This is a genomic window from Pontibacter burrus (assembly GCF_010686685.1).
Lineage (GTDB): Bacteria > Bacteroidota > Bacteroidia > Cytophagales > Hymenobacteraceae > Pontibacter > Pontibacter burrus.
In genome coordinates this window covers 401,510-422,729 of record NZ_JAAGWD010000005.1, presented here as the reverse complement: position 1 = coordinate 422,729, position 21,220 = coordinate 401,510, and the positions used below count along the sequence as shown (strand labels likewise).

Genomic DNA, 21,220 nt, shown 5'->3' with positions numbered 1-21,220 from the left:
TATAAATAGTATATAGGTAAACCTATAGTTTAGGCATGTGAAAGTAACTGAAGAAGTAGGGCAGCGTCTGTGGTGGAGAATGAAAACAAAAAAGCCCGCTGCAGGAGCGGGCTTTTGTATAGTTAGCTTAAACTATAGTTATGAGATCCAAGGAATGTTCTTGAAGTTCGGTTTACGTTTCTCCAGGAACGCATTTCGGCCTTCTTTTGCTTCTTCGGTCATGTAAGCCAGGCGGGTTGCTTCGCCAGCAAACACCTGCTGACCCACCATGCCATCGTCGGTGGCGTTAAAGGCAAACTTCAGCATTTTAATGGAAGTCGGCGATTTTGCCAATATCTCCTGTGCCCACTCGTAAGCAGTGTCTTCCAGTTCGTCGTGCGGGATAACGGCATTCACCATGCCCATGTCGTAGGCTTCCTGTGCAGAGTAGTTGCGGCCAAGGAAGAAGATCTCGCGGGCACGTTTCTGGCCTACCATTTTGGCAAGGTAAGCCGAGCCATAACCACCATCAAAGCTGGTTACATCGGCATCGGTTTGCTTAAAGATAGCGTGCTCTTTGCTGGCCAGTGTCAGGTCGCAGACTACGTGCAAACTATGGCCGCCGCCTACTGCCCAGCCCGGAACCACGGCAATTACCACCTTCGGCATAAAACGGATCAGGCGCTGCACTTCCAGTATGTTCAAGCGCGGTATTCCAGACTCATCTACATAGCCCTGGAAGCCGCGCGCATTCTGGTCGCCACCGCTGCAGAAACTATAAACACCATCTTTAGTAGACGGTCCTTCGGCAGACAACAAAACAACCCCGATCGAGGTGTCTTCTCGCGCATCCAGAAATGCATCGAACAGCTCAAACACCGTTTTAGGGCGAAAAGCGTTGCGCACATTAGGACGGTTAAAAGCGATACGGGCCACGCCGTCTGCTTTTTTATAGGTTATATCTTCGTATTCCTTTACGGTTTTCCAGTTAGCTTTGCTCATAACATTACTTTTGCTGCAAGTTAGCTTTTTATAGTTTCAGGCTCAACTAACGTTCTACGCCTTTCGCACAAATTCAGACTTCAGGCCCATCGAGCCGAAGCCATCAATCTTGCAGTCGATGTTATGATCACCATCTGTCAGGCGGATGTTCTTCACTTTAGTGCCAGCTTTTACAGGTTTTGGTGCGCCTTTTACCGGTAAGTCCTTTATCACTACAACCGTATCGCCGTCTTTCAGCTCATTACCGTTCGCGTCTATCACTTTCAGGCCGGTTTCAGCTTCTGCTTCAGCTGCTTCATTCGGGTTCCACTCGTTTCCGCACTCTGGGCAAGCGTATAGTTCATCGCCCATGGCGTAACCGTAAGGTGAGTTACATTTCGGGCATGGTTTCATTTCTTCTGACATGGTAATCTAATTTTATTGTTGTTGTATTATAATCTTGTAAAGCCTGAGCTTTTAATTACTTAAGCCGCCTTGTTCTCGAAGCGTTTTATAGTTTCCAGCTCTTTTTGCTTCGATGCCATTTCTTCTTCCAGATCGTAGTCATCCTGAAGCCCGAGCCAGAACTTTGGGGAGTTGCCAAAGTAGTAGCTTAACCTTAAGGCTGTATCGGCTGTAATGCGTCTGTTGCCCTTTAAAATTTCAGACACCCTGGTTTGGGGAATGCCGATATCCTTTGAAAGCCTGTAGGCTGTAATGCCCAAAGGAACAAGAAATTCTTCCTGCAGTATTTCTCCCGGATGTATGTTAGGTAGTCGGTCCATTTTAAACTTCTTTAGTGGTAATCTACTATTTCTACTTCTGATGCCTGACCGTTATGCCATTTAAAAATGATTCGCCATTGGCTGTTTATTCTGATGCTGTAGAACGCCTTCAGGTTACCGGATAACTTCTCTAATCTGTTGGAAGGGGGAATCCGAAGGTCAGCCATGTCCTGGGAATTATGAAGCATCCTTAACTTACGCCTGCCAACAGTTTGGACCTCTATTGGCAACTTGGTTACTCTTTCACCATTCCAGATTTTCTCAGTTTCTTTCGACCCAAAGGAGATGATCATGCTTACCTGTTGCGTTACTAACGCCAAAGGTAAGTATTTGGTTTGAGGTTAGCAAGGTTGGTAACTAAAGCTTTGGAGCACAACTATAGCCGTTTAAGTTTTTGTTTGCTTAGGCACCTGCAAACTATAGTACGCTCTAAACAAAAAGCCCCAACCGGTAGTACCAGTCGGGGCTTTCTTAAACTATAGTTGCGGTAGCTTAGGCTACTTCTTCTTTCTTGCTCATGCGGTTACGCTCGTTCTCGTCTAAGTAGATCTTGCGCATACGCAGGCTCTTAGGCGTTACTTCCAGGTACTCATCCTTCTGGATGTATTCCATGGCTTCTTCCAATGAGAAGTGTTTGGCGGGAGCGATCTTAGCATTATCATCAGAACCGGAAGCACGCATGTTTGTCAGCTTCTTACCTTTCTGGATGTTCACCGTGATATCGTTCTGACGGTTGTGCTCGCCAATTACCTGCCCCATGTACACATCTACACCTGGATCAACGAAGAATGTACCTCTGTCCTGTAGTTTATCGATAGAATAAGCTGTACCAGGACCAGTCTCCATAGAGATGATAGAACCGTTGTTACGGCCTGGGATAGAACCTTTATAAGGCTCATATGCCAGGAAGCGGTGGTTCATGATAGCTTCACCGGCAGTAGCAGTCAGTACGTTGTTACGCAGACCGATCAGACCACGCGAAGGAATCGTGAACTCAAGATGCTGTAAATCGCCTTTTGGCTCCATCACGTTCAGTTCACCTTTACGCATCGATACCAGCTCAATTACTTTACCAGCTGTTTCTTCCGGAACGTCTACTACTAATTGCTCGATAGGCTCGCAACGAACACCGTCAATTTCTTTGTAGATTACCTGTGGCTGACCTACCTGAAGCTCATAACCTTCGCGGCGCATGGTTTCGATAAGTACAGACAAGTGCAGGATACCACGACCGAATACTAAGAAAGAGTCCTCACGGTCAGTTTCCTGTACGCGCAGGGCCAGGTTTTTCTCAGTTTCTTTCATCAGGCGGTCGCGCAGGTGACGTGATGTTACGAACTTACCCTCTTTACCGAAGAAAGGAGAGTTGTTGATCGTAAACAACATGTTCATTGTCGGCTCGTCGATAGAGATACGCTCCATTGCTTCCGGGTTCTCTGCATCAGCAATTGTATCGCCAATGTCGAAACCTTCGATACCTGTTACAGCGCAAATTTCGCCGGCATGTACTTCCTGAACGGCTTTTTTGCCAAGGCCTTCAAATACGTGTAGTTCTTTGATACGACCTTTTTTGATGCTGCCATCTGCTTTCATCAAGCTAATAGGCATTCCTTCTTTAAGCGTGCCACGGTGCACACGACCGATCGCGATACGACCTACGAAAGAAGAATAGTCAAGCGATGTGATCTGCATCTGCGGTGTACCTTCACGGAACGGAGCAGCCGGGATCTCTTCGATGATAGCATCTAAAAGAGGCGTGATATCTTCGGTTTTCTGAGTCCAGTCGCGGCTCATCCAGCCATTTTTAGAAGAACCGTATAGTGTTACGAAGTCAAGCTGGTCTTCTGTAGCGTCCAGGTTAAACATCAGGTCAAATACCTGCTCGTGAACTTCATCAGGACGGCAGTTTTCCTTGTCTACTTTGTTTACAACTACAATTGGCTTCAGGCCAAGCTGTATTGCTTTGCTAAGTACGAAACGTGTCTGTGGCATGGCACCTTCAAAGGCATCTACAAGCAGTAGTACACCATCAGCCATTTTCAGTACACGCTCTACTTCACCACCAAAGTCGGCGTGACCAGGAGTGTCGATTACGTTGATTTTTACGCCTTTATAACGAACAGATACGTTTTTAGAAACGATTGTGATACCGCGCTCACGCTCCAGGTCGTTGTTGTCCAGGATAAGGTCGTCGAAGTGCTGGTGCTCAGCGAAGAGCTTGGAGGCGTGGATAATCTTGTCAACGGTTGTCGTCTTACCGTGGTCTACGTGTGCGATGATCGCAATATTCCGAATGTTCTGCATTGAATTTGTTTTTCGAGGTGCAAAGGTACTAAAAAGGCTCCATTTTTCAGTAGTCTGCTCGAAATAAAGTGGTTATGTTTTTATTATTTTCTCAGGTGCCTTGTATTTATAGTACTTAATGGGGCAAACATAGCATCTGGCATCTTTGTTCATTTAGGGAATAAATAATGCAAAAGGGTGAGTAAAAGATTTTTAACTCGTATTTATAGTTATGAGAACTACCTTTTTTACCTATCTGGCAGTAATCTTATTGCTGTTTGCCTGTAACGGGCAGAATGGAACTACTGCAACAAACTACACCACCGCCCAAACCGGCGATGCTCCCTTAACTGAAGCCCGCACTACCAGCCTGAACCAGCAGACCCAGCGCGATACTGTGTACAAGACTGAGGCGGAATGGAAAAAGATTCTGACGCCGGAGCAGTTTTATGTACTTCGGGAAAAAGGCACGGAGCCGGCTTTTAAGAACAAATACAATGCAAACAAAGCCAAAGGCATTTACTATTGCGCCGGTTGTGGCAATCCGCTTTTCAGTTCTGCCACCAAGTTCGAGTCCGGCACGGGCTGGCCAAGCTTCTGGAAACCGATTGCAAACTATAGAATTAGAGAAGTGCAGGACAGAAGTGAAGGAATGCTTAGAACCGAAGTGTTGTGTGCCCGGTGCGGCGGCCACCTGGGCCATGTATTTGACGACGGCCCCAAACCAACTGGCCTACGCTACTGCCTCAACTCCGCCGCATTAAATTTCAAGCCCAGTAAGTAAGTGGTCTGAACCGCACATCAAGGAAGAGATTATTTTGATTGGTGGGATTGCAGATTGTCTGTATCAGGATTTACAGGATTTTAAACTCTTAAATGCATATCTCAATTTACCCATCAGGTAGCTGACCTGTGAAACTATAACTTCAACTATAGCTATAGCCAGAAAGTCCCCCTTTGAAGGGGGTACGGGGATGACTAACATCAACTATAAAACTATAGCTCCAACTATAGCAGCGGCTGAAAAGCTCCCGCTTTAGACAAGGAGGGGTTAGGGGTGGTTGACCTATGCCAACTATAAAACTATAGCCAGCGCAATTGCCTGTCCTTTCAGGCCAGTTGAGTCAGGAGCTCAACGCCATAGTTAGTCACGAGCGTGGACGCTCGCGCCAGCAATTGGTAACTATAGAACTATAGCAAATCCTCCAATCCTGAAAAATCTATCAAATTCCTCTAATCTGCGGTTCAGGCATGCTAATAAATCCCTTTAAGCACTGGTCTAACAATAAAGATGCAGCTGTCGTACCTTTTATCCATAACTATAAAGTATTAGAACCATGACAGAGATACGATCAGAAGCAGAGAATATAGACAACCTGGCGCAATGCATGATGGATGCTTTCCGGACAAAGAACATAAAGGAAGGGGAGGTGCTTACCTACCAGGAACTATACCCGATATTGCAGGAGAAGTATCCTAAGTACAAAGATGTACAAAAGGAAGCTGAGCAGCATTTAGCAAAACTCTCTTATGTAAACCCTGCACCCGATGGCCTTATGCTGACACAGGTTGGCTACGATGCGCTAAGTGAAATGTAATACAACTATAAACCTGTTATTGTCCTGTTTTATTCTATCGGGTTGTCGTATACTTTAATTGTAAGTGTTTGACTTACAGTTGTATTTTAGCTTAAAGAAGTATGCGATGAAAAGATATATAACGGCTATAGTTGGCACAGCGCTGTTTGGCGTAATGTCCTGTACCTCGCTGTCGGAAGGTGAGGAAGGGATGCCAGGCGTAGATCGGGAGAACAGGGTTCGGTACCGCAGCGATGCCAGCACAGACCTGCGCGACCGGATGGATGAACAGGCAAGCGAGATAAACCGGAAAAAGAATATAGAAGAGAGTGACAGGAATGCACCAGCCATGAAACCGCCTGAGGTAAGGCCCGAAGAATTACCGAACGCTCCTCTAGACACAACCAAACAAGCGCCACGGCGTGTAATGCCCCGCAGAGCAGGAAACTAACTATAGGCATAAACAACAAAAAGCCGGCAGAAGGATTTTTAGTACTTCTGCCGGCTTTTTGCTTTCAGGTTGCTTTGCTATTTGCTGCTCACATCCTCGGGTTCTTCATCTCCCAAATGTAGTTCATCAGGCTCGAGGTTAATATAAACCTCATGGTCGGGTGGGGTAGTTTCCGATTCGCGGGTGTTTTCCTGTGGCGCCGGGTTTTTGCTGAGTTCTTTCTTTTCGCTTTTTTCCCCAAGGCTGTCTTTATCGCCTTTTTTTATGTGCGCGTTATCTTTCTGCTTCATCTTAAAGTATACAGTAGGTGATGTTCCGTGTACGGAAGAAGGCACGCTAAGTAACTATAGTTTCTGATTTTATAGTTTGATGAAAGTATAGAAAGGTGCAATCCGTTGGCTATTCGTATATTTGCTTTTTTAAGACAAAACATGACAACAAATACTCCTAAACGCTATACTGTAACGGCGGCGCTGCCTTATGCCAATGGTCCGGTGCACATCGGGCACCTGGCCGGGGTTTACCTACCTGCCGATATTTACGTGCGCTACCTGCGCCTGCAAAACCGTGACGTAAAGTTTATCTGCGGCTCTGACGAGCACGGTGTTCCGATCACGATACGCGCCAAAAAAGAGGGCATCACGCCGCAACAGGCAGTTGATAAATACCATGAGCTGATCAAACAGTCGTTCGCAGATTTCAACATTTCTTTTGATATCTACGACCGTACTTCTTCTAAAATTCACCACGAAACAGCTTCAGATTTCTTCCTGAAACTATACAACGATGGCAAGTTTATAGAGCAGACCACGCAGCAGTATTACGACGAGAAAGCCCAGCAATTTTTAGCGGACCGTTATATAGTGGGTACCTGCCCGAAATGTGGAAACGAAAATGCCTACGGCGACCAGTGCGAAAGCTGCGGAACTTCCCTGAACGCAACGGACCTGATCAACCCGAAAAGCACACTGAGCGGTGAGCCACCTGTGTTGCGCGAAACAAAACACTGGTACCTGCCACTTAACGAATACGAAGCATGGCTGCGCGAATGGATCGTAGATGGCCATAAAGGCGACTGGAAACCAAACGTATACGGCCAGTGTAAATCCTGGATTGACCAGGGCCTGCAACCACGCGCCGTGACCCGCGACCTGGACTGGGGCGTACCTGTTCCGGTTGAAGGTGCCGAAGGAAAAGTGCTTTACGTGTGGTTCGATGCGCCGATCGGCTACATTTCTGCCACCAAGGCGTTAACGCCGGACTGGGAGAAATACTGGAAAGACGAGAACACAAAGCTGGTGCACTTCATTGGCAAGGATAACATCGTATTCCACTGCATCATTTTTCCAAGCATGCTGAAAGCACACGGCGACTACATTTTGCCAGACAACGTGCCGGCTAACGAATTCCTGAACCTGGAAGGCGATAAGATATCAACGTCGCGCAACTGGGCGGTGTGGCTGCACGAGTACCTGGAAGATTTTAAAGGCAAAGGAGATGTGCTGCGTTATGCCCTGTGCGCCAATGCCCCTGAAACCAAAGACAACGACTTTACCTGGAAAGACTACCAGGCCCGCAACAATAACGAGCTGCTGGCTATTCTGGGTAACTTTATAAACCGTGCCGTAGTGCTTACCCAAAAGTATTACAACGGTGCAGTACCAACACGCGGCGAGCTACAACAATACGACAAAGAAGTGCTGGAAGTACTGGCTGGCATGCCAATGGTGATTGCAGCACACTTGGAGCGTTACAAGTTCCGTGATGCGCTGAGTGAACTGATGAACCTGGCCCGTTTAGGTAACAAGTACCTGGCAGATACAGAGCCGTGGAAACTGATTAAAACAGATGAAGAGCGTGTTAAAACGATCATGAACATCGCATTGCAGATCTCTGGTAGTCTGGCAATACTGATGGAGCCATTCCTTCCTGATTCTGCTAACAAGCTACGTGCTATGCTGAACATGGAAGCTGGCATGTGGGCTAATGCTGGATCGGATGATCTGCTAAAAGAAGGCCATGTGATCGGTACACCTGCTTTGTTGTTCGAGAAAATAGAAGACGCTTCTGTGGAAGCACAGGTACAAAAGCTACTGGATACCAAAAAGGCAAACGAAATGGCCAATGCTGTAGTAGAGCCTGCTAAAGAGAATATCACATTTGATGAGTTCTCTAAAATGGACATCCGCATCGGAACCATACTTGCCGCTGAAAAAGTAGCCAAAACCAAAAAACTCCTGAAGTTAACAATTGATACGGGTATAGATCAGCGCACCGTAGTAAGTGGCATCGCTGAGTTCTTTAATCCGGACGAAATTGTAGGCCAGCAGGTAAGCATATTAGTTAACCTTGCCCCACGCGATATCAAAGGTATTACCAGCCAGGGCATGATCCTGATGGCTGAGAATGCAGACGGTTCACTGGCTTTTGTACAGCCAAGTAAAGAGGTTAAACCTGGTGGAACTGTATCGTAAACTATAGTTTGATCTTAAAAAGAAAGCCCCGCAGCTAACTATAGTTGCGGGGCTTCTTTATTTGTAGAGACGCAAGATTTTGCGTCTCAGATGGCAGGCGCTTCAAAAAAAAATTTCGTTTGAATAGTTGAGGGAATACTAATTTTATGTTGAGCTATTGCTATTTGAACCGTCCTTGGAGACGCAAGGTATTGCGTCTCTACATTGTTACATGAATATATTTTCAGGATTGTTCTTTTCTGTCTCCCAGTTTGCCGGGTTATTAAAAATATAGTTTCTGATATTTTGGAGTTCTCTTTCTGAACGGATAATTCTATCGAAATAGCGGGTTTGCCAGGCGAATTCCAGTTAATTTATAGTCGCATACTTCTTTACCGCCGCCTTATATCCCCTAATTATGGAGGCAAGATTACCTGATTGAGAGCCAAATTTGTTTGGTTGCCATTGCTCCTGATCAGGTTTGTTAATAAAGATGATACCATGTACATGGTTTGGCATAATAATAAATTCATCTAGCTCCACGAATGGATGGTATGCAGGTATCTGCTTCCAGTATTTAGATGCGATTTCACCAACTTCTGTAAGTTGTAGAGACGCAATACCTTGCGTCTCCAAAGGCGGTTCAGGTTGCAATCTGTTTAATGAAGGAAGATAAACCTTCCCAAAGGAGTGCTCCCTGTTCTTTGTACAGATTGTTATAAAGTACAAGCCATGTGAAGCGTAATCCCAACCCGTTAAACGGGCAGATGGGATGCGGAAGCTGTTCTTATACTTATCCATAGCAACCTTTACGAAGCTATTGATAGAAGTTTTCAAAACCGTAGAGACGCAATACCTTGCGTCTCCAAGGGCAGTTTAATTAGTAGTGGCTATAGTATGATGTTATCACCACTTAAACTATAAAGTCCATTTGAGGTGCCTATCTCAGGAGACGCAACATCTTGCGTCTCTACAACACAGATACAGCTACCCGCTCCGGCACCTGCTTACGGTCTATCCTTTTAACTACGAAGTAAAGACCTACACTCACAACTATAGCAAACGCACTAAGCACCCACCACAGCGTATCGAAACCATGGCGCGCGGCGATGGTAGTGCCCATGTAAGGAGCTACCACATGCGCAGCCGCATACGAAATGGTATACAAGCCCATATATGCGCCACGATTGCTGTTATTAGAGCGCTCCACCGAAATAGTAGCCATGAACGGCATTACCAGAATCTCTGAAAAGCTAAGGAGTGTCATGGCAATGTAAAGCAGGAAAATGTGGTGCCCCAGGTTTAGGATTGCAAAAGATGAACCAAGCACCAGCACACCAATCGGTATCAGCCACGACTTCTTTATTTTGTCCCCGATCAGGTAAACAAAGATCATCTCTATCATAAACACGATAAGCCCGTTCAGTGCAAGCAACCCGCCAATGCTTTGTTCCGGCAATGCATAAATCTGTCTGTAGTAAAGCGGTAATGTAGAGAAAAGCTGAAAGAACAGCATTGCAAAACCCGCATTCAGCAACACAAAAACCAGGTACAGGTTATCGGTATAAGGAGACTTTACTTTCTCTGATAGCGTAGGAGTTGCATCGTTAACTATAGCATCTGTTTTAACTTTCTGCTGTGGTCTGTGCCCTTGCTTGTTCCGGAAGTAAATGTAAAAGAACAGGCCTGCCATCATGCACCCTACCGCATCACCCACAAACAGGTATTTATAAGAGATTGCCGCTACCATACCACCCAAGGCCGGACCAATAGAGAAACCCAGGTTAAGGGCCATACGGTTAAGCGAAAAGGCTCTGGTAACATTTTCGGGTTTGGCATAATGCGCAATGGAAGATGCGTTGGCCGGGCGCAGCATATCGTTTACGAGGCTCAGCACAAATACACCGATGGCAATGTGCTCAAACTTCTCGAGGAACAGGAACATAAAGTACAAGCTGCCACCAACCGTAAGGCTGAAGAACTGTACCTTAAAGTGCCCGATCTTATCGGTGAGCCAACCTCCCAGGAAACCGCCGCAAACAGCACCAAGCCCGTAAATACTGAGGATAATGCCGGCTTCTTTCATTGTAAACCCCAGCGCCTCGGTCAGGTACACGCCCAGGAAAGGGATCACCATAGCGCCGCTGCGGTTGATGAACATGATCAGCGAAAGCATCCAGGCAGACCTGGATAGACCGCCGAAGGCATTACTATAGAGCCGTAAAATCTTTTTCATAGTTAGGTGTAATTGCCAGCTATGGCTATAACATAAGGGCCTGCCGCTATCAGTAAGATCCCATAGTTTAGCGGCTAACTATAGTACAGGCAGGTTAACGGGCGAAGCGTGCGGTAATGGCTTTACTGGTTTTCTGCCCTAACCGGATAAAGCGTTGCTCATAGTAACGGTACACCAGCTGGCTAAGCACAAGCGTTAATACGATAGCTACTATAATGGTAACCCAGGGTGAGAAGTGGAGTTGCTTGCCGGCAAATTTTACGACTTGGTAGACTAGCGGATGCAATAGGTAGACGGCATAGCTAATCTCGCCCAAAGTATGCAGCGGCACATGAACTATAGCTGGCAGCGTGACCGGCAACTTGTACATAGCAAAGCAAACAGCCAGGCAGGTTCCGGCAAAAATGAAACGCTCCCAGTCTGTAACAAGCACTACTGTGTTTCCGGCAGCTGGGTAATAAGAAAACACCACTATAGCCAGCACCAGTAATATAGCTAACGGCACAGCAGGCAATGACCTGTATTTGGTAAAATAGCCTATCGCCACACCACCCAGAAACAGGAAGATCTGGTTAAATGGATTTACATAGTCACGCCAATGGGCTGCGAGCGGTACGGCATCGTCTATAAGATAAAAGGCGAAATATGCACCCAGCGCAACTATAACCAGGCAAACTATAGCAAAAGCTACCCGGCTATACCTGGCTGAAAACAGGAAAATCGGGAAGAAAAGGTAAAAAACCATCTCGTTGCCAATAGACCACACACCTGTACCAATCGATTTGTCCCAGGCCACAAACCCAAACAGACCTGTGAAGTTGAGCAGTATACGGTCCCATTCACGGAGCTCGGGCATAATAACCAGGTAAACAGGCATGATCAACCAGAGCAACGGGAACAGACGAAATATGCGTTTCAGGTAGAAATCTGTTAGGCCGGCTTTGTTGGGCTGCAGACGCGCTTCGTAAACGTGGTAGAGTGTAAGTCCGCTTAGTACGTAGAATATAGCAACACCATACAGACCAATACGGCCCCAGAATGTCTCGGCTTCCATGTGGCCCAGCGTCCAGCTCTGGAAATGGTATAGCAGGATACCAAAAGCCGCCAGCCCCCTGACATAGTCAAGCGATGTAACTCTGGCTGGTGCCTCTTGTATCCGTGTTGCTGCCATCTATCGTTATTTTGTGTTGAACGTATTCATGGTACGCTCCAGCCCGATGGTTCCAAAAGACACAACCGCTTCAGCAGACTTCTCGATCAGGGTTTGTAGCTCGGCCTGTTCATCGTCGCTGAAATTGCTCAGTACATAATCTACCTGCTTGCCTTTATGGAAAGCATCGCCTACTCCGAAGCGCAGGCGTGGGTAATTGTTGTGTCCCAGTGTTTGCTCGATGTGCTTCAAGCCGTTGTGCCCGCCGGCGCTGCCTTTGGTACGGATGCGTATTTTGCCGAAAGGAAGAGCAATATCATCGGTGATCACCATCATCTGCTCTGGCTGTAGTTTTAAAGAGCTAAGCCAGTGCCCCACAGCTTTCCCGCTCAGGTTCATGTATGTCGTAGGCTTAACCAGTACAAAGGTGCGGCCTTTGGTTTTTATTTCGGTCACAAAAGAGTGTCGGCCGGTATTAAACGTAGCATCGTGTTTTTTAGCTAGGTAATCCAGCACCATAAAGCCAATGTTGTGGCGCGTTTCGGCATATTCGGGGCCTATGTTTCCTAAACCAACTATAAGGTATTTCATGCTTGTATCTTCAGGTAGGGAAGGAGCTTTTGGTGTCAGCCCCAGCCATTGTTTTATAGTCTCTATAGTCAAAATTTTATTATTAAATGGTTGATGGTTAAATTGTTGAGTTTGCTAAGGTAAAAGACGCAGCGTGTGCCTCTACATGCTCCTGAATAAATCAGATGGATGTTATGAGTTCTGGTTGAAGAACATTCGGCAACTTCCAAACAACAATTAACAAACAGCAATTTAGCAATTTAACCATCAACCATTTAATAGAAACAAAAAATCCTGCCCTGCTTGCAGCAGGACAGGATTTTGTACTATAAAGTAGCGTTTGCTGCTTATTTCTTGCCAGCGCGAGCTTCTTCCATTTGTGCACTCTTCAGAGCACGTGGGATAGTTACTGTAGCAACCGGAGCAAGCGCGTTAGTCAGGATCTCGTAGTTACCGCCTGTGTTGATCTTGCCAACTTTGATTGACTTACCAAGCTCCAGGTCAGAGATATCTACTTCGATATAATCCGGCAGGTTAGCAGGAAGAGCTTTTACTTTCAGCTTACGCAGCTTAGTTACCAGCTTACCACCCACAATAACACCTGGAGAAGTACCAACCATTTTAACTGGAATTTCCATCTTCACTGGCTTGTCTTCCTGTAACTCAAGGAAGTCAACATGCAGAAGCATTTCGTTAACTGGGTGGAACTGCAGGTCTTGCAACACAGCTCTGTAGTGTGTGCCTTCAATATTCAGGTCTACTTCGTATACTTCCGGAGAATAAACTAAGTCTCTGAACAGGATAGCTGGTGCATAGAAATGAACTTGCTCAGCACCGCCATAAAGTACTCCTGGTACATAAGACTCATTACGCAGTTCTTTTGTCTGCGATTTGCCGAGATTTGCTCTTTTAAACCCTATAATCTCTAAAGTTTTCATAAAAATGAATTTGTTAAAATTTTTCGAGCCACAAAGGTAGGGATTTAATTGTTGATTGTTGAATTGTTGATTGTTTTTTTCTGATAAAGTACAATCAACTATAAAATCGACTTCAAAAGTACCTTTAACCCTATTAATATTATTTCTTGTGCTGATTGTTAGTTGTCAATCATTGAGAACAACAATTAACAACTAACAATCAGCAACTAATTAGATAAACAGTGAGCTGATAGACTCGTGTGTAACTACGTTGTTAATAGCGCGTGCAAACAGCTCTGAGAAAGTAAGCACTTTTATTTTAGAGCACTGCTGTTTCAGTGGAATGGTATCTGAAACCACCAGCTCTTCCAGCACAGAGTTTTCGATGCGCTCATAAGCCGGGCCTGAAAGTACAGGGTGCGTAGCAATAGCGCGTACGGTTTTGGCTCCTTTTTCTTTAAGTAGTTCGGCGGCTTTGGTTATTGTTCCGGCTGTGTCAACCATATCGTCTACCAGCACTACGTCCATGCCTTCCACATCACCGATCACCTGCATCGAGGCGATCTCATTAGCCCGTTTACGGTGTTTGTCGCAGACAACCATTTCAGCGCCGAAGTTTTTGGCAAAAGCACGTGTTCTTACCACACCACCAACGTCAGGCGATGCGAAGATCAGGTCAGAACCTAAGTTGAGGCTGCGCAGGTAAGGTACAAAAATAGCAGAGCCATCCAGGTGGTCTACCGGTATGTCGAAGAAGCCCTGAATCTGGCCGGCATGCAGGTCGCAGGTCATCAGGCGGTCGGCTCCGCAAGACTGGATGGCATTGGCCAGCACTTTGGCACCGATAGAAACGCGTGGCTTGTCTTTACGGTCCTGGCGGGCATAGCCATAGTAAGGCATTACCACAATAACCTTATGCGCTGAGGCACGCTTGGCAGCATCTACCAGCAGCATCAACTCCATCAGGTTATCGGCAGGAGGGAAAGTGGATAAAACTATAAATACTTCGGCTCCGCGAACAGACTCGTTGTAGTGTACGCCTATCTCGCCGTCGCTGAAACGTGAAATTGTGAGGTCGCCGAGCGTTGTGCCGTAAGCTGCTGCAATTTTCTCAGCCAGGTAGCGCGACTGTGAGCCGGAGAAGATCTTTACAAGGGGCATAGTTTTGATAAAAGCTAAAAAAGGGTTTAGGTTGACTATGCGTGCAAAGCTACGAAATAACTTGTTAGCCAACTCTGATTATACGGATAAAATATAGGTGATAGTGTAAGCATGTATATAAGTATCAGGGCATACTATGTGCCTTGCCGTGGAACAATTCGCATTACCTGGCTTAAGGAATAATATTTTATAGTTCAATACAACAGGGGGCAACCACATGATTGTAAAAAGGCGACCAAAATAACTGGACCGGGGAAAATGTATCGGCGGGTGCTTACTTCTATCAGCTGTACATCAAAAAGCTGAACAGGTACTATAAGGGTTGGGTTGAGATTGTAAGATGACTTAATCCTTTGCTGAGCTGCAACCATAGGCTGTTAAAAACAGAAGGTAAACTATAGTTGCAGCAACAGAATACTTGTGTGTGATAGCAGAGCGATAACTTTACAAAAGAGTTAAAAACAAAAAAGCCCTTAGAGATTTCTAAGGGCTTTTTAAGTTGTCCGACCAGGTTTCGAACCTGGACTCTTCTGAACCAAAATCAGACGTGTTGCCAGTTACACCATCGGACAATCACATTCGACTCACAAACTTTCGTTCCGTTGTCGTTTGATGATGCAAATATAGGGAGACGATTTTAAACTGCAAACATTCGGCTGAAATATTTTAGAAATTTTTAGTCTAAAATCTGCTCCAGCGCTGTGTCATAGTGCTTTTTGGCTACTGTAATGCCACCAAAAAGTTCACCATCAATGTGGCAGTCGTGTGCTGTTACAACTCCTAATTTCGTGAGATTCACGCCGTTATTTTTCACAGCCAGCTCAAATGCTTCCTGCTTTTCAGGAGAAACAGAAACCACAACGCGGCTCTGGCTTTCACCGAATAAAAAGGCATCTTTTCTGAAATTTTTATCAGTTTCTATGTCAAAGCCCAATTCTTTCGGCATAGCAGACTCCAGCAACGTGATGTATAAACCACCATCAGCTACGTCGTGCGCCGAGTTCACAAGCTTATTAGCTATCACTTCTCTTGTAGCAGCCTGTACTTTCAGTTCCTGGTCCAGGTTGAAATAAGGAGCAGGAGAGAGCTTTACATTATGATACGAGTACAGATATTCAGAAGAAGCAATGTCGTTCTGCGCATCACCGATCATGTAAATCGCGTCGCCCGCATTCTGGAAAGCCAGCGTCATTTTGTTGCTCTTATCCTCCAGTATACCCAGCATGCCTATAGTTGGCGTCGGGAATACGGGGCCTTCATCAGATGACTGGTTGTAGAAACTTACGTTACCGCCGGTTACCGGAGTACCCAGGGCCTCGCAGGATTTCTTCATACCTTTAATAGCGCCAACAAACTGCCAGTATACCTCCGGTACGTAAGGGTTACCAAAGTTCAGGCAGTTGGTAATAGCTACCGGCTCGGCACCAGCGCAAACTATGTTTCGGGCAGCTTCAGCTACAGCAATGGCACAACCTTCTTCAGGGTCGGCATATACATAGCGGCTGTTACAGTCTACCGTTACGGCAATTGATTTGTCTGTGCCTTTTACTTTAACTATAGCAGCATCGGCAGGGGCGTTGGTCGTCATCGTTCCGGTACCTACCATAGAATCATACTGGCGATACACCCAGCGCTTCGATGCGATGTTCGGGTGCGTGGTCAGGAATTCAGCTACAGCCTGATAGTCTTCCGGCTCAGCAACCTGATCGATGTTGAATTTCTTGCTTTCGGCAAAGTAAGCAGGCTCACGGTACTCTCTGTGATAAACAGGGGCACCTCCACCCAGTACCAGGTCGTGTGCAGGCACTTCGGCAGCCAGTTCGCCGTTCATGTAGTAGCGTAGCATACCGCCTTCGGTTACCACGCCAATCTGCTCGCAGTACAGGTCCCACTTGTCGCAGATGTCTTTTATAGTCTGCTCGTAGCCTTTTTTCATAACTATAAGCATGCGTTCCTGGCTCTCAGAAAGCAGGATCTCGAAAGGAACCATGTTGGCCTGGCGCGTAGGTACTTTATCCAGCCAGATATCCATACCATGCTCGCCCTTGGCACTCATCTCAGAGGTAGAGCAGGTAATACCGGCTGCACCCATGTCCTGCATACCAATTACGTGGCCCGACTGGATGATCTCAAGTGTAGCTTCCAGTAACAGTTTTTCCTGGAACGGGTCGCCTACCTGTACAGATGGAAGGTCCTTTGCAGAATCTTCGGTAATGTCTTTAGAAGCGAAAGCGGCACCGTGTATACCATCTTTACCAGTGGCAGAGCCAACTATAAATACAGGGTTGCCTACACCATACGATGTAGCTGAAGCAGTTTCGCCTACTTTAACGATACCTGCCGAGAAGGCATTTACAAGCGGGTTAATGTTGTAGCACTCATCAAAGAAAAGTTCGCCACCTACAGTTGGTATGCCAAAAGCGTTGCCATAGTCGCCGATGCCTTTTACGACACCGCGCAGCAAGCCTTTGGTTTTCTCTGAATGCGGATTGCCGAAGCGCAGCGAGTTAAGCTGTGCAATCGGGCGGGCACCCATTGTAAAAATATCTCTGTTGATACCTCCAACACCTGTTGCAGCACCCTGGTAGGGTTCAATGGCCGATGGGTGGTTATGCGATTCTATTTTAAAGCTGCAGGCGTAGCCATCACCAATATCTACAAGTCCGGCGTTTTCTTCACCAGCTTCGGCCAGCATACGTGGCGATGATTTTGGCAATTTCTTTAACCAGACAATGGAGTTTTTGTAAGAGCAGTGCTCCGACCACATTACGGAGAAGATACTTAACTCGGTAAAATTGGGTGTGCGGCCCAGAATCTGTTTAATTCTTTCAAATTCTTCCTCCAGAAGACCGAGCTTCTGAGCAGTTTCTACGGTAGTCAGTTGTTGTTCCACGTTTTATCCGGCTTTTTTTCGGTTTAACAAAAGTAGGAACTTATATCTTAAGAGCACAGCTTAAAGTCAATGATTTTGTTTTATCCCTGTTTAGCGCTGAAATAAGCTGCTGGAAAGCTTGAATACTGCTGCCCGGAAATGAAAAATATTTTAATTCGAAAGTAGTGTCACCAATCACGAATTGCTTCGTAAAGAAGAACCCCTTATCCTTAGTATTATGCCAGCAACAACATCAAATCGAGAGATGATCACGACCACCTGTGGTCGCCAGCTTGACCTGAGCACTACCGAACTGGTAATTGAGCGCTCAAATAGTTTGTTTAGCTATAACATACACAAGCTTAAGAGCGGTGAGTATGTGATAGCAGAAAAGTTTTATGCCAATCCGTTTAATAACCGGTATATTTTATTGAATGACGATCAGATAGAAATGCTGAAGCATTTATAAGTAGTTAGTAGTTCAGCATAGCTATTGATAGTTGTACACGGAAGAGTTAAATTGAATCATATATACTTCTACTCTTACAGCTATCACTATGAACCTAATTTATGTATTGCCTTTCCTGTTGCTAGTTGGAGCAGGATCGGGTCAGGATGCCAGGAACCTGGAGGCCAGCATTGCATTTACGCCTGCGAGGGTGCAACATATGCAGGATACCACTGTGCAGGCTCCGGCCGGGAAACAAAAAAAACGTAAGACTACCCGTAAATCAGAGGTAAAATCTTCGAAAATCGCGATGAAACTAAATGTAAAAAGTGCTTCGCTGATCAAAAAGAAAGATGAAGGCAATATTATAGAAGTTGTCGTGATGGACTCGGGTTTGCCGCTGCGTAATATCTCAGAGCTACAATTGATGGGTAGCAGTGGCTCTACTGTAAGTCTGAGTAATTTTCAGAGTTTTGAAAACGTAACATTACCCTTTGAAGGCACTGTGAGATTTAAATCTGCCAACAAAATGGGTACAGTGGTATATGATCGCGAGGTTAGGTTTATTATAACTGAGGTTGGTACCTGGCTGCTCAGGATTGATGTATAGCGGGAACCTGATCTATACAGACTATGTACATTTTAATTTGTTGTGGTTATAATTCTGAATAATTACCAACAAAAACGGCGGCCAATTTAAAACTGGCCGCCGTTTTTGTTGGTAAATAAACTATAGGTTTATTCTTCAGCAATTCTTCCACCTCCGGAGCCGGCTCCGGTTCTGGTCGGTCTTCTTCTTTCGCCGCTCTGCTCTATTTCTCTGTTAATTTCTGGTATATCTACCGTCTGCGAGAAATCGCCAAGCAGGTGTTTGGTAAAGTAGTCACCCATCATCCAGAAGAAATACTCTGTCATGTCGCCGAATGCGTGGCGCTGACCTGGCAGCAGGATAAAGTCGAAGCGTTTGTTAGCCTTGATCAGTGCATTGGCCATACGGATTGTGTTGGCAGGGTGCACGTTGTTATCTACATCACCGGTTACCAATAGCAGGTTGCCTTTCAGGTTCTTGGCCAGGTCAGTGTTTCTATCAATGGCATACTGGAACGTTGTGTCACCTTTTGGAGAGATCAGCTCTTTTACACCATGGTGTTTTTCGCTCCACCAGCGGTTGTAAATGTTGTTCTCGTGGTTACCAGCACCAGAAACTGCTACTTTAAAGAAGTCTGGATAAACCAGCATAGCAGCAGTAGACATAAAGCCACCACCTGAGTGACCAGTGATACCTACCTTGCTGATGTCGATGAAGTTGTGACGATCAGCCAACTGCTCTATGGCCGCTTTCTTGTCTGCCAGACCATAGTCGCGCAGGTTGCCGTAGCCATAAGTGTGGTATCGTTTAGAGCGAGCCGGGTGGCCACCTCTGTTACCAACTGTTATCACCACAAAGCCCAGCTGAGCTAGTCTGTCGATACGGTCCATGCTGCGGCCGAACGATTTGTTTACTGCTTCTGTCTGCGGACCTGGGTACACATAGGCAATGATCGGATAAGTCTTCGTAGAGTCGAAATCGAAAGGCTTGTACATTACACCGTAAATGTCGGTAATGCCATCATCAGCTTTAACTTTAAACGGCTCCGGGAATTTGTAACCTGTCGTCATCAGGCGGTTAAGGTCTGCAGTTTCCAGGTCCATTATCTTCTTGCCTCTGTTGTTATACAGCGCAGAAACAGGGGTAGTGTTTACTCTGGAAGCTGTATTTACAAAGTATGCGTTGTTGTCGCTCAGGCTAACGTTGTTGTCAAAGTTGCCTTTGTTAAGAAGTGTAAGTCCGCTGCCATCGAAGTTGATGCGGTACAGGTGCATCAGGTAAGGGTCTTCGCCAGGTTCGCGACCGTTTGCCGTAAAGTAAAGCACACGGTTCTTCTCGTCAATTCCTTCGATGCTTTCGCAATGGAAGGCACCAGTAGTAATGCGGTTCTTTAATTTACCCGTGTTATCGTACAGGTAAAAATGGCCCCATCCGTCGCGCTCAGACCAATGGATCAGTTCTTTACCACCATTCACAAGTCCTACACGGATAACTTCTACATAGGTGTTAAAGCGCTCGTTTATAACAGGGGTTACTTTGCCAGTAGAAACATCAAGCTCGCAGATGTCGATCTTTTTAAGGTCGCGGCTGGTACGGGTAAAGTATAGTTTATTGTTTGTGCCGTGCCAGATAGCCGGTCTGTGCTCATCGTCGCGGTTCTTATTAAGCGCAGGGGCACTCCAAAGGCCTAATTCCTGATCTTTAAAAGCTGCTGTATGGATCTTGCGGGATGTTTTTGCAGTGAAATCGAAAAGAATCAGCTCTCTTACTGGAGCTTCTTTCTCACCCGGCATGTGGTATTTGTAAGTTTCCAGCTCCGGGCGGCCGTTGGTAGCGTTATGCAGTACCCAAAGGTCTTTTACCTTGCGCTCATCCGTGCGAACCATCGCAAAGTGCTTTGAGTCAGGTGACCAGAGAACAAAAGCAGGCTTACGGTTATTTTTGTTCTTCTCGCGTTCTACATTCGTTTCTCCCCGAGAGTCGCCATAGTGGTAATTCTCAATGCCGTCAGTAGTAAGCTGGTGCTCAACTATAGTTGTGTCCTTCTCGTTTTTCAGGGCTTTTTCATAGTTGGCCATGTCCATCCAGTACAGGTTATAGTTGCGGGCAAAAACAACAACTTTCTGATCTGGCGAAATAGAAGCCCAACGTGCTCTTGCTTTCGGTTTCTCGTAGTCTTTCAGTTCCTGAAGCTGCTGCGTGTTCAGGTTATAGCGGAAATAAAATGTCTTTTTCTGAAGCGAATCAGGCGACGACTTATCTGTTCTGTCCTTTTTTACTTCATCAACAGTACTTTTTATCTCAAACTGAATGTTCTGCTCATCTGGTAAAAACTTCAGGTTCTCGATAGGCAGGTGCTGGGCATCAAACGGATCCTGTACGATCATGGTGATCTCAGAAGCCAGCTTGTCTTTATCGAACATCAGTTTTTTAGATTTCTGGGCCGGGTCCACGATGTACCAGTTCTTACCAGTGCTGGTTTCGTACTCGTACCAGAACCTGTCAGACTGCTTAAGCCAGTGTGGGTCTACAGATGTACTGAAGATTAGCTTCTGTAATTTTTTAGGTGAAAAGCGCGAGGCAAGCTGATAATTGCCTTTTGCAGGTGCAGTTGGTTGCGCCTTTACTCCAAAGCATAAGAGCAGGAGCAGAGGAAGCACGTAAAGTTTTCTCATGTTGGCTAATAGTTGATTAAATTGGTTTAGATTGTTGGGTAGAAATTATGGTTTTATGAAAACAGAATTATAGTTATACAGACAGAAAGGAGA

Annotated in this window: 20 protein-coding genes and 1 tRNA gene; 6 read left to right on the top strand and 15 right to left on the bottom strand. The window is 45.9% G+C overall.

What is annotated here, in order from left to right; all coding sequences use genetic code 11:
• Nucleotides 1–138: 138 nt before the first annotated feature.
• The 5 genes from GXP69_RS13450 to typA all read right to left on the bottom strand — a co-directional run bounded on the left by GXP69_RS13450 (nt 139) and on the right by typA (nt 4,049).
• Nucleotides 139–981, bottom strand: a complete 843-nt coding sequence (locus tag GXP69_RS13450; RefSeq protein ID WP_163915580.1) for a 1,4-dihydroxy-2-naphthoyl-CoA synthase — start codon at nt 979–981, stop codon at nt 139–141.
• 54 nt (nt 982–1,035) lie between these two features.
• Entirely contained in the window at nt 1,036–1,386 is a 351-nt protein-coding gene (locus tag GXP69_RS13445) for a zinc ribbon domain-containing protein YjdM (protein WP_163915579.1), read from the bottom strand.
• Nucleotides 1,387–1,445: 59 nt separating this feature from the next.
• Nucleotides 1,446–1,745: a HigA family addiction module antitoxin gene (locus GXP69_RS13440; RefSeq protein ID WP_163915578.1), complete on the bottom strand. Its 300-nt coding sequence runs from the start codon at nt 1,743–1,745 to the stop codon at nt 1,446–1,448.
• 11 nt (nt 1,746–1,756) lie between these two features.
• Nucleotides 1,757–2,038, bottom strand: coding sequence for a type II toxin-antitoxin system RelE/ParE family toxin (locus GXP69_RS13435; protein ID WP_163915615.1), 282 nt, complete (start codon nt 2,036–2,038; stop codon nt 1,757–1,759).
• Between the two features lie 199 nt (nt 2,039–2,237).
• Entirely contained in the window at nt 2,238–4,049 is a 1,812-nt protein-coding gene (typA, locus tag GXP69_RS13430) for a translational GTPase TypA (RefSeq protein ID WP_163915577.1), read from the bottom strand.
• Between the two features lie 211 nt (nt 4,050–4,260).
• On the opposite strand from typA, the gene msrB reads away from it, so the two are divergent.
• The 3 genes from msrB (at nt 4,261) to GXP69_RS13415 (ending at nt 6,056) form a co-directional block, all read left to right on the top strand.
• On the top strand, nt 4,261–4,812 hold the full coding sequence (msrB, locus tag GXP69_RS13425; protein WP_163915576.1) for a peptide-methionine (R)-S-oxide reductase MsrB: 552 nt from the start codon (nt 4,261–4,263) through the stop codon (nt 4,810–4,812).
• A 553-nt stretch (nt 4,813–5,365) separates the two neighbouring features.
• The gene (locus tag GXP69_RS13420; RefSeq protein WP_235925716.1) at nt 5,366–5,626 is read left to right on the top strand and encodes a hypothetical protein; all 261 of its coding nucleotides are present in this window, start codon (nt 5,366–5,368) and stop codon (nt 5,624–5,626) included.
• Nucleotides 5,627–5,732: 106 nt separating this feature from the next.
• Complete coding sequence (locus GXP69_RS13415; protein ID WP_163915575.1) at nt 5,733–6,056, top strand: hypothetical protein; 324 nt, start codon at nt 5,733–5,735, stop codon at nt 6,054–6,056.
• 77 nt (nt 6,057–6,133) lie between these two features.
• Here the strand turns inward: GXP69_RS13415 and GXP69_RS13410 are convergent, their stop codons facing one another.
• The gene (locus GXP69_RS13410; protein WP_163915574.1) at nt 6,134–6,346 is read right to left on the bottom strand and encodes a hypothetical protein; all 213 of its coding nucleotides are present in this window, start codon (nt 6,344–6,346) and stop codon (nt 6,134–6,136) included.
• Nucleotides 6,347–6,487: 141 nt separating this feature from the next.
• Between GXP69_RS13410 and metG the strand changes: the two genes are divergently transcribed.
• Nucleotides 6,488–8,530, top strand: coding sequence for a methionine--tRNA ligase (gene metG, locus GXP69_RS13405; protein WP_163915573.1), 2,043 nt, complete (start codon nt 6,488–6,490; stop codon nt 8,528–8,530).
• Nucleotides 8,531–8,878: 348 nt separating this feature from the next.
• On the opposite strand, the gene GXP69_RS13400 is transcribed toward metG, so the two are convergent.
• The 8 genes from GXP69_RS13400 to purL all read right to left on the bottom strand — a co-directional run bounded on the left by GXP69_RS13400 (nt 8,879) and on the right by purL (nt 17,436).
• The gene (locus tag GXP69_RS13400; RefSeq protein WP_204282025.1) at nt 8,879–9,310 is read right to left on the bottom strand and encodes a transposase; all 432 of its coding nucleotides are present in this window, start codon (nt 9,308–9,310) and stop codon (nt 8,879–8,881) included.
• A gap of 169 nt (nt 9,311–9,479) precedes the next feature.
• A complete protein-coding gene (locus GXP69_RS13395) occupies nt 9,480–10,745 on the bottom strand; it encodes an MFS transporter (protein ID WP_163915572.1) in 1,266 nt (421 codons plus the stop codon).
• A 94-nt stretch (nt 10,746–10,839) separates the two neighbouring features.
• A complete protein-coding gene (locus tag GXP69_RS13390) occupies nt 10,840–11,916 on the bottom strand; it encodes an acyltransferase family protein (protein WP_163915571.1) in 1,077 nt (358 codons plus the stop codon).
• A 6-nt stretch (nt 11,917–11,922) separates the two neighbouring features.
• Nucleotides 11,923–12,486: an aminoacyl-tRNA hydrolase gene (pth, locus tag GXP69_RS13385; RefSeq protein ID WP_163915570.1), complete on the bottom strand. Its 564-nt coding sequence runs from the start codon at nt 12,484–12,486 to the stop codon at nt 11,923–11,925.
• Nucleotides 12,487–12,812: 326 nt separating this feature from the next.
• Complete coding sequence (locus GXP69_RS13380; RefSeq protein ID WP_163915569.1) at nt 12,813–13,403, bottom strand: 50S ribosomal protein L25/general stress protein Ctc; 591 nt, start codon at nt 13,401–13,403, stop codon at nt 12,813–12,815.
• A gap of 210 nt (nt 13,404–13,613) precedes the next feature.
• Nucleotides 13,614–14,543 carry a ribose-phosphate pyrophosphokinase gene (locus GXP69_RS13375; protein WP_163915568.1) on the bottom strand — a complete coding sequence of 310 codons (930 nt, stop codon included), beginning with the start codon at nt 14,541–14,543 and terminating at the stop codon, nt 13,614–13,616.
• 499 nt (nt 14,544–15,042) lie between these two features.
• Nucleotides 15,043–15,115, bottom strand: a tRNA-Gln gene (locus GXP69_RS13370).
• Between the two features lie 104 nt (nt 15,116–15,219).
• Nucleotides 15,220–17,436: a phosphoribosylformylglycinamidine synthase subunit PurL gene (purL, locus tag GXP69_RS13365; RefSeq protein ID WP_163915567.1), complete on the bottom strand. Its 2,217-nt coding sequence runs from the start codon at nt 17,434–17,436 to the stop codon at nt 15,220–15,222.
• Nucleotides 17,437–17,680: 244 nt separating this feature from the next.
• Here purL and GXP69_RS13360 point away from each other — a divergent pair, with 244 nt between their 5' ends.
• Together GXP69_RS13360 and GXP69_RS13355 are read left to right on the top strand one after the other, a co-directional pair.
• Entirely contained in the window at nt 17,681–17,884 is a 204-nt protein-coding gene (locus tag GXP69_RS13360; RefSeq protein WP_204282024.1) for a hypothetical protein, read from the top strand.
• 88 nt (nt 17,885–17,972) lie between these two features.
• The gene (locus tag GXP69_RS13355) at nt 17,973–18,473 is read left to right on the top strand and encodes a hypothetical protein (RefSeq protein ID WP_163915565.1); all 501 of its coding nucleotides are present in this window, start codon (nt 17,973–17,975) and stop codon (nt 18,471–18,473) included.
• A 128-nt stretch (nt 18,474–18,601) separates the two neighbouring features.
• Here the strand turns inward: GXP69_RS13355 and GXP69_RS13350 are convergent, their stop codons facing one another.
• A complete protein-coding gene (locus GXP69_RS13350) occupies nt 18,602–21,127 on the bottom strand; it encodes a S9 family peptidase (RefSeq protein WP_163915564.1) in 2,526 nt (841 codons plus the stop codon).
• Nucleotides 21,128–21,220: the final 93 nt, after the last annotated feature.

What these genes read in the sequence shown, in the direction of transcription:
- GXP69_RS13445 (WP_163915579.1), bottom strand. Translation starts at nt 1,386, where the DNA reads ATGTCAGAAGAAATGAAACCATGCCCGAAATGTAACTCACCTTACGGT.
- pth (WP_163915570.1), bottom strand. Translation starts at nt 12,486, where the DNA reads ATGAAATACCTTATAGTTGGTTTAGGAAACATAGGCCCCGAATATGCC.
- GXP69_RS13400 (WP_204282025.1), bottom strand. Translation starts at nt 9,310, where the DNA reads ATGGATAAGTATAAGAACAGCTTCCGCATCCCATCTGCCCGTTTAACG.
- GXP69_RS13440 (WP_163915578.1), bottom strand. Translation starts at nt 1,745, where the DNA reads ATGGACCGACTACCTAACATACATCCGGGAGAAATACTGCAGGAAGAA.
- GXP69_RS13435 (WP_163915615.1), bottom strand. Translation starts at nt 2,038, where the DNA reads ATGATCATCTCCTTTGGGTCGAAAGAAACTGAGAAAATCTGGAATGGT.
- GXP69_RS13380 (WP_163915569.1), bottom strand. Translation starts at nt 13,403, where the DNA reads ATGAAAACTTTAGAGATTATAGGGTTTAAAAGAGCAAATCTCGGCAAA.
- GXP69_RS13355 (WP_163915565.1), top strand. Translation starts at nt 17,973, where the DNA reads ATGAACCTAATTTATGTATTGCCTTTCCTGTTGCTAGTTGGAGCAGGA.
- typA (WP_163915577.1), bottom strand. Translation starts at nt 4,049, where the DNA reads ATGCAGAACATTCGGAATATTGCGATCATCGCACACGTAGACCACGGT.
- GXP69_RS13415 (WP_163915575.1), top strand. Translation starts at nt 5,733, where the DNA reads ATGAAAAGATATATAACGGCTATAGTTGGCACAGCGCTGTTTGGCGTA.
- msrB (WP_163915576.1), top strand. Translation starts at nt 4,261, where the DNA reads ATGAGAACTACCTTTTTTACCTATCTGGCAGTAATCTTATTGCTGTTT.
- GXP69_RS13450 (WP_163915580.1), bottom strand. Translation starts at nt 981, where the DNA reads ATGAGCAAAGCTAACTGGAAAACCGTAAAGGAATACGAAGATATAACC.
- GXP69_RS13375 (WP_163915568.1), bottom strand. Translation starts at nt 14,543, where the DNA reads ATGCCCCTTGTAAAGATCTTCTCCGGCTCACAGTCGCGCTACCTGGCT.
- GXP69_RS13390 (WP_163915571.1), bottom strand. Translation starts at nt 11,916, where the DNA reads ATGGCAGCAACACGGATACAAGAGGCACCAGCCAGAGTTACATCGCTT.
- metG (WP_163915573.1), top strand. Translation starts at nt 6,488, where the DNA reads ATGACAACAAATACTCCTAAACGCTATACTGTAACGGCGGCGCTGCCT.
- GXP69_RS13395 (WP_163915572.1), bottom strand. Translation starts at nt 10,745, where the DNA reads ATGAAAAAGATTTTACGGCTCTATAGTAATGCCTTCGGCGGTCTATCC.
- GXP69_RS13420 (WP_235925716.1), top strand. Translation starts at nt 5,366, where the DNA reads ATGACAGAGATACGATCAGAAGCAGAGAATATAGACAACCTGGCGCAA.
- GXP69_RS13350 (WP_163915564.1), bottom strand. Translation starts at nt 21,127, where the DNA reads ATGAGAAAACTTTACGTGCTTCCTCTGCTCCTGCTCTTATGCTTTGGA.
- GXP69_RS13410 (WP_163915574.1), bottom strand. Translation starts at nt 6,346, where the DNA reads ATGAAGCAGAAAGATAACGCGCACATAAAAAAAGGCGATAAAGACAGC.
- GXP69_RS13360 (WP_204282024.1), top strand. Translation starts at nt 17,681, where the DNA reads ATGATCACGACCACCTGTGGTCGCCAGCTTGACCTGAGCACTACCGAA.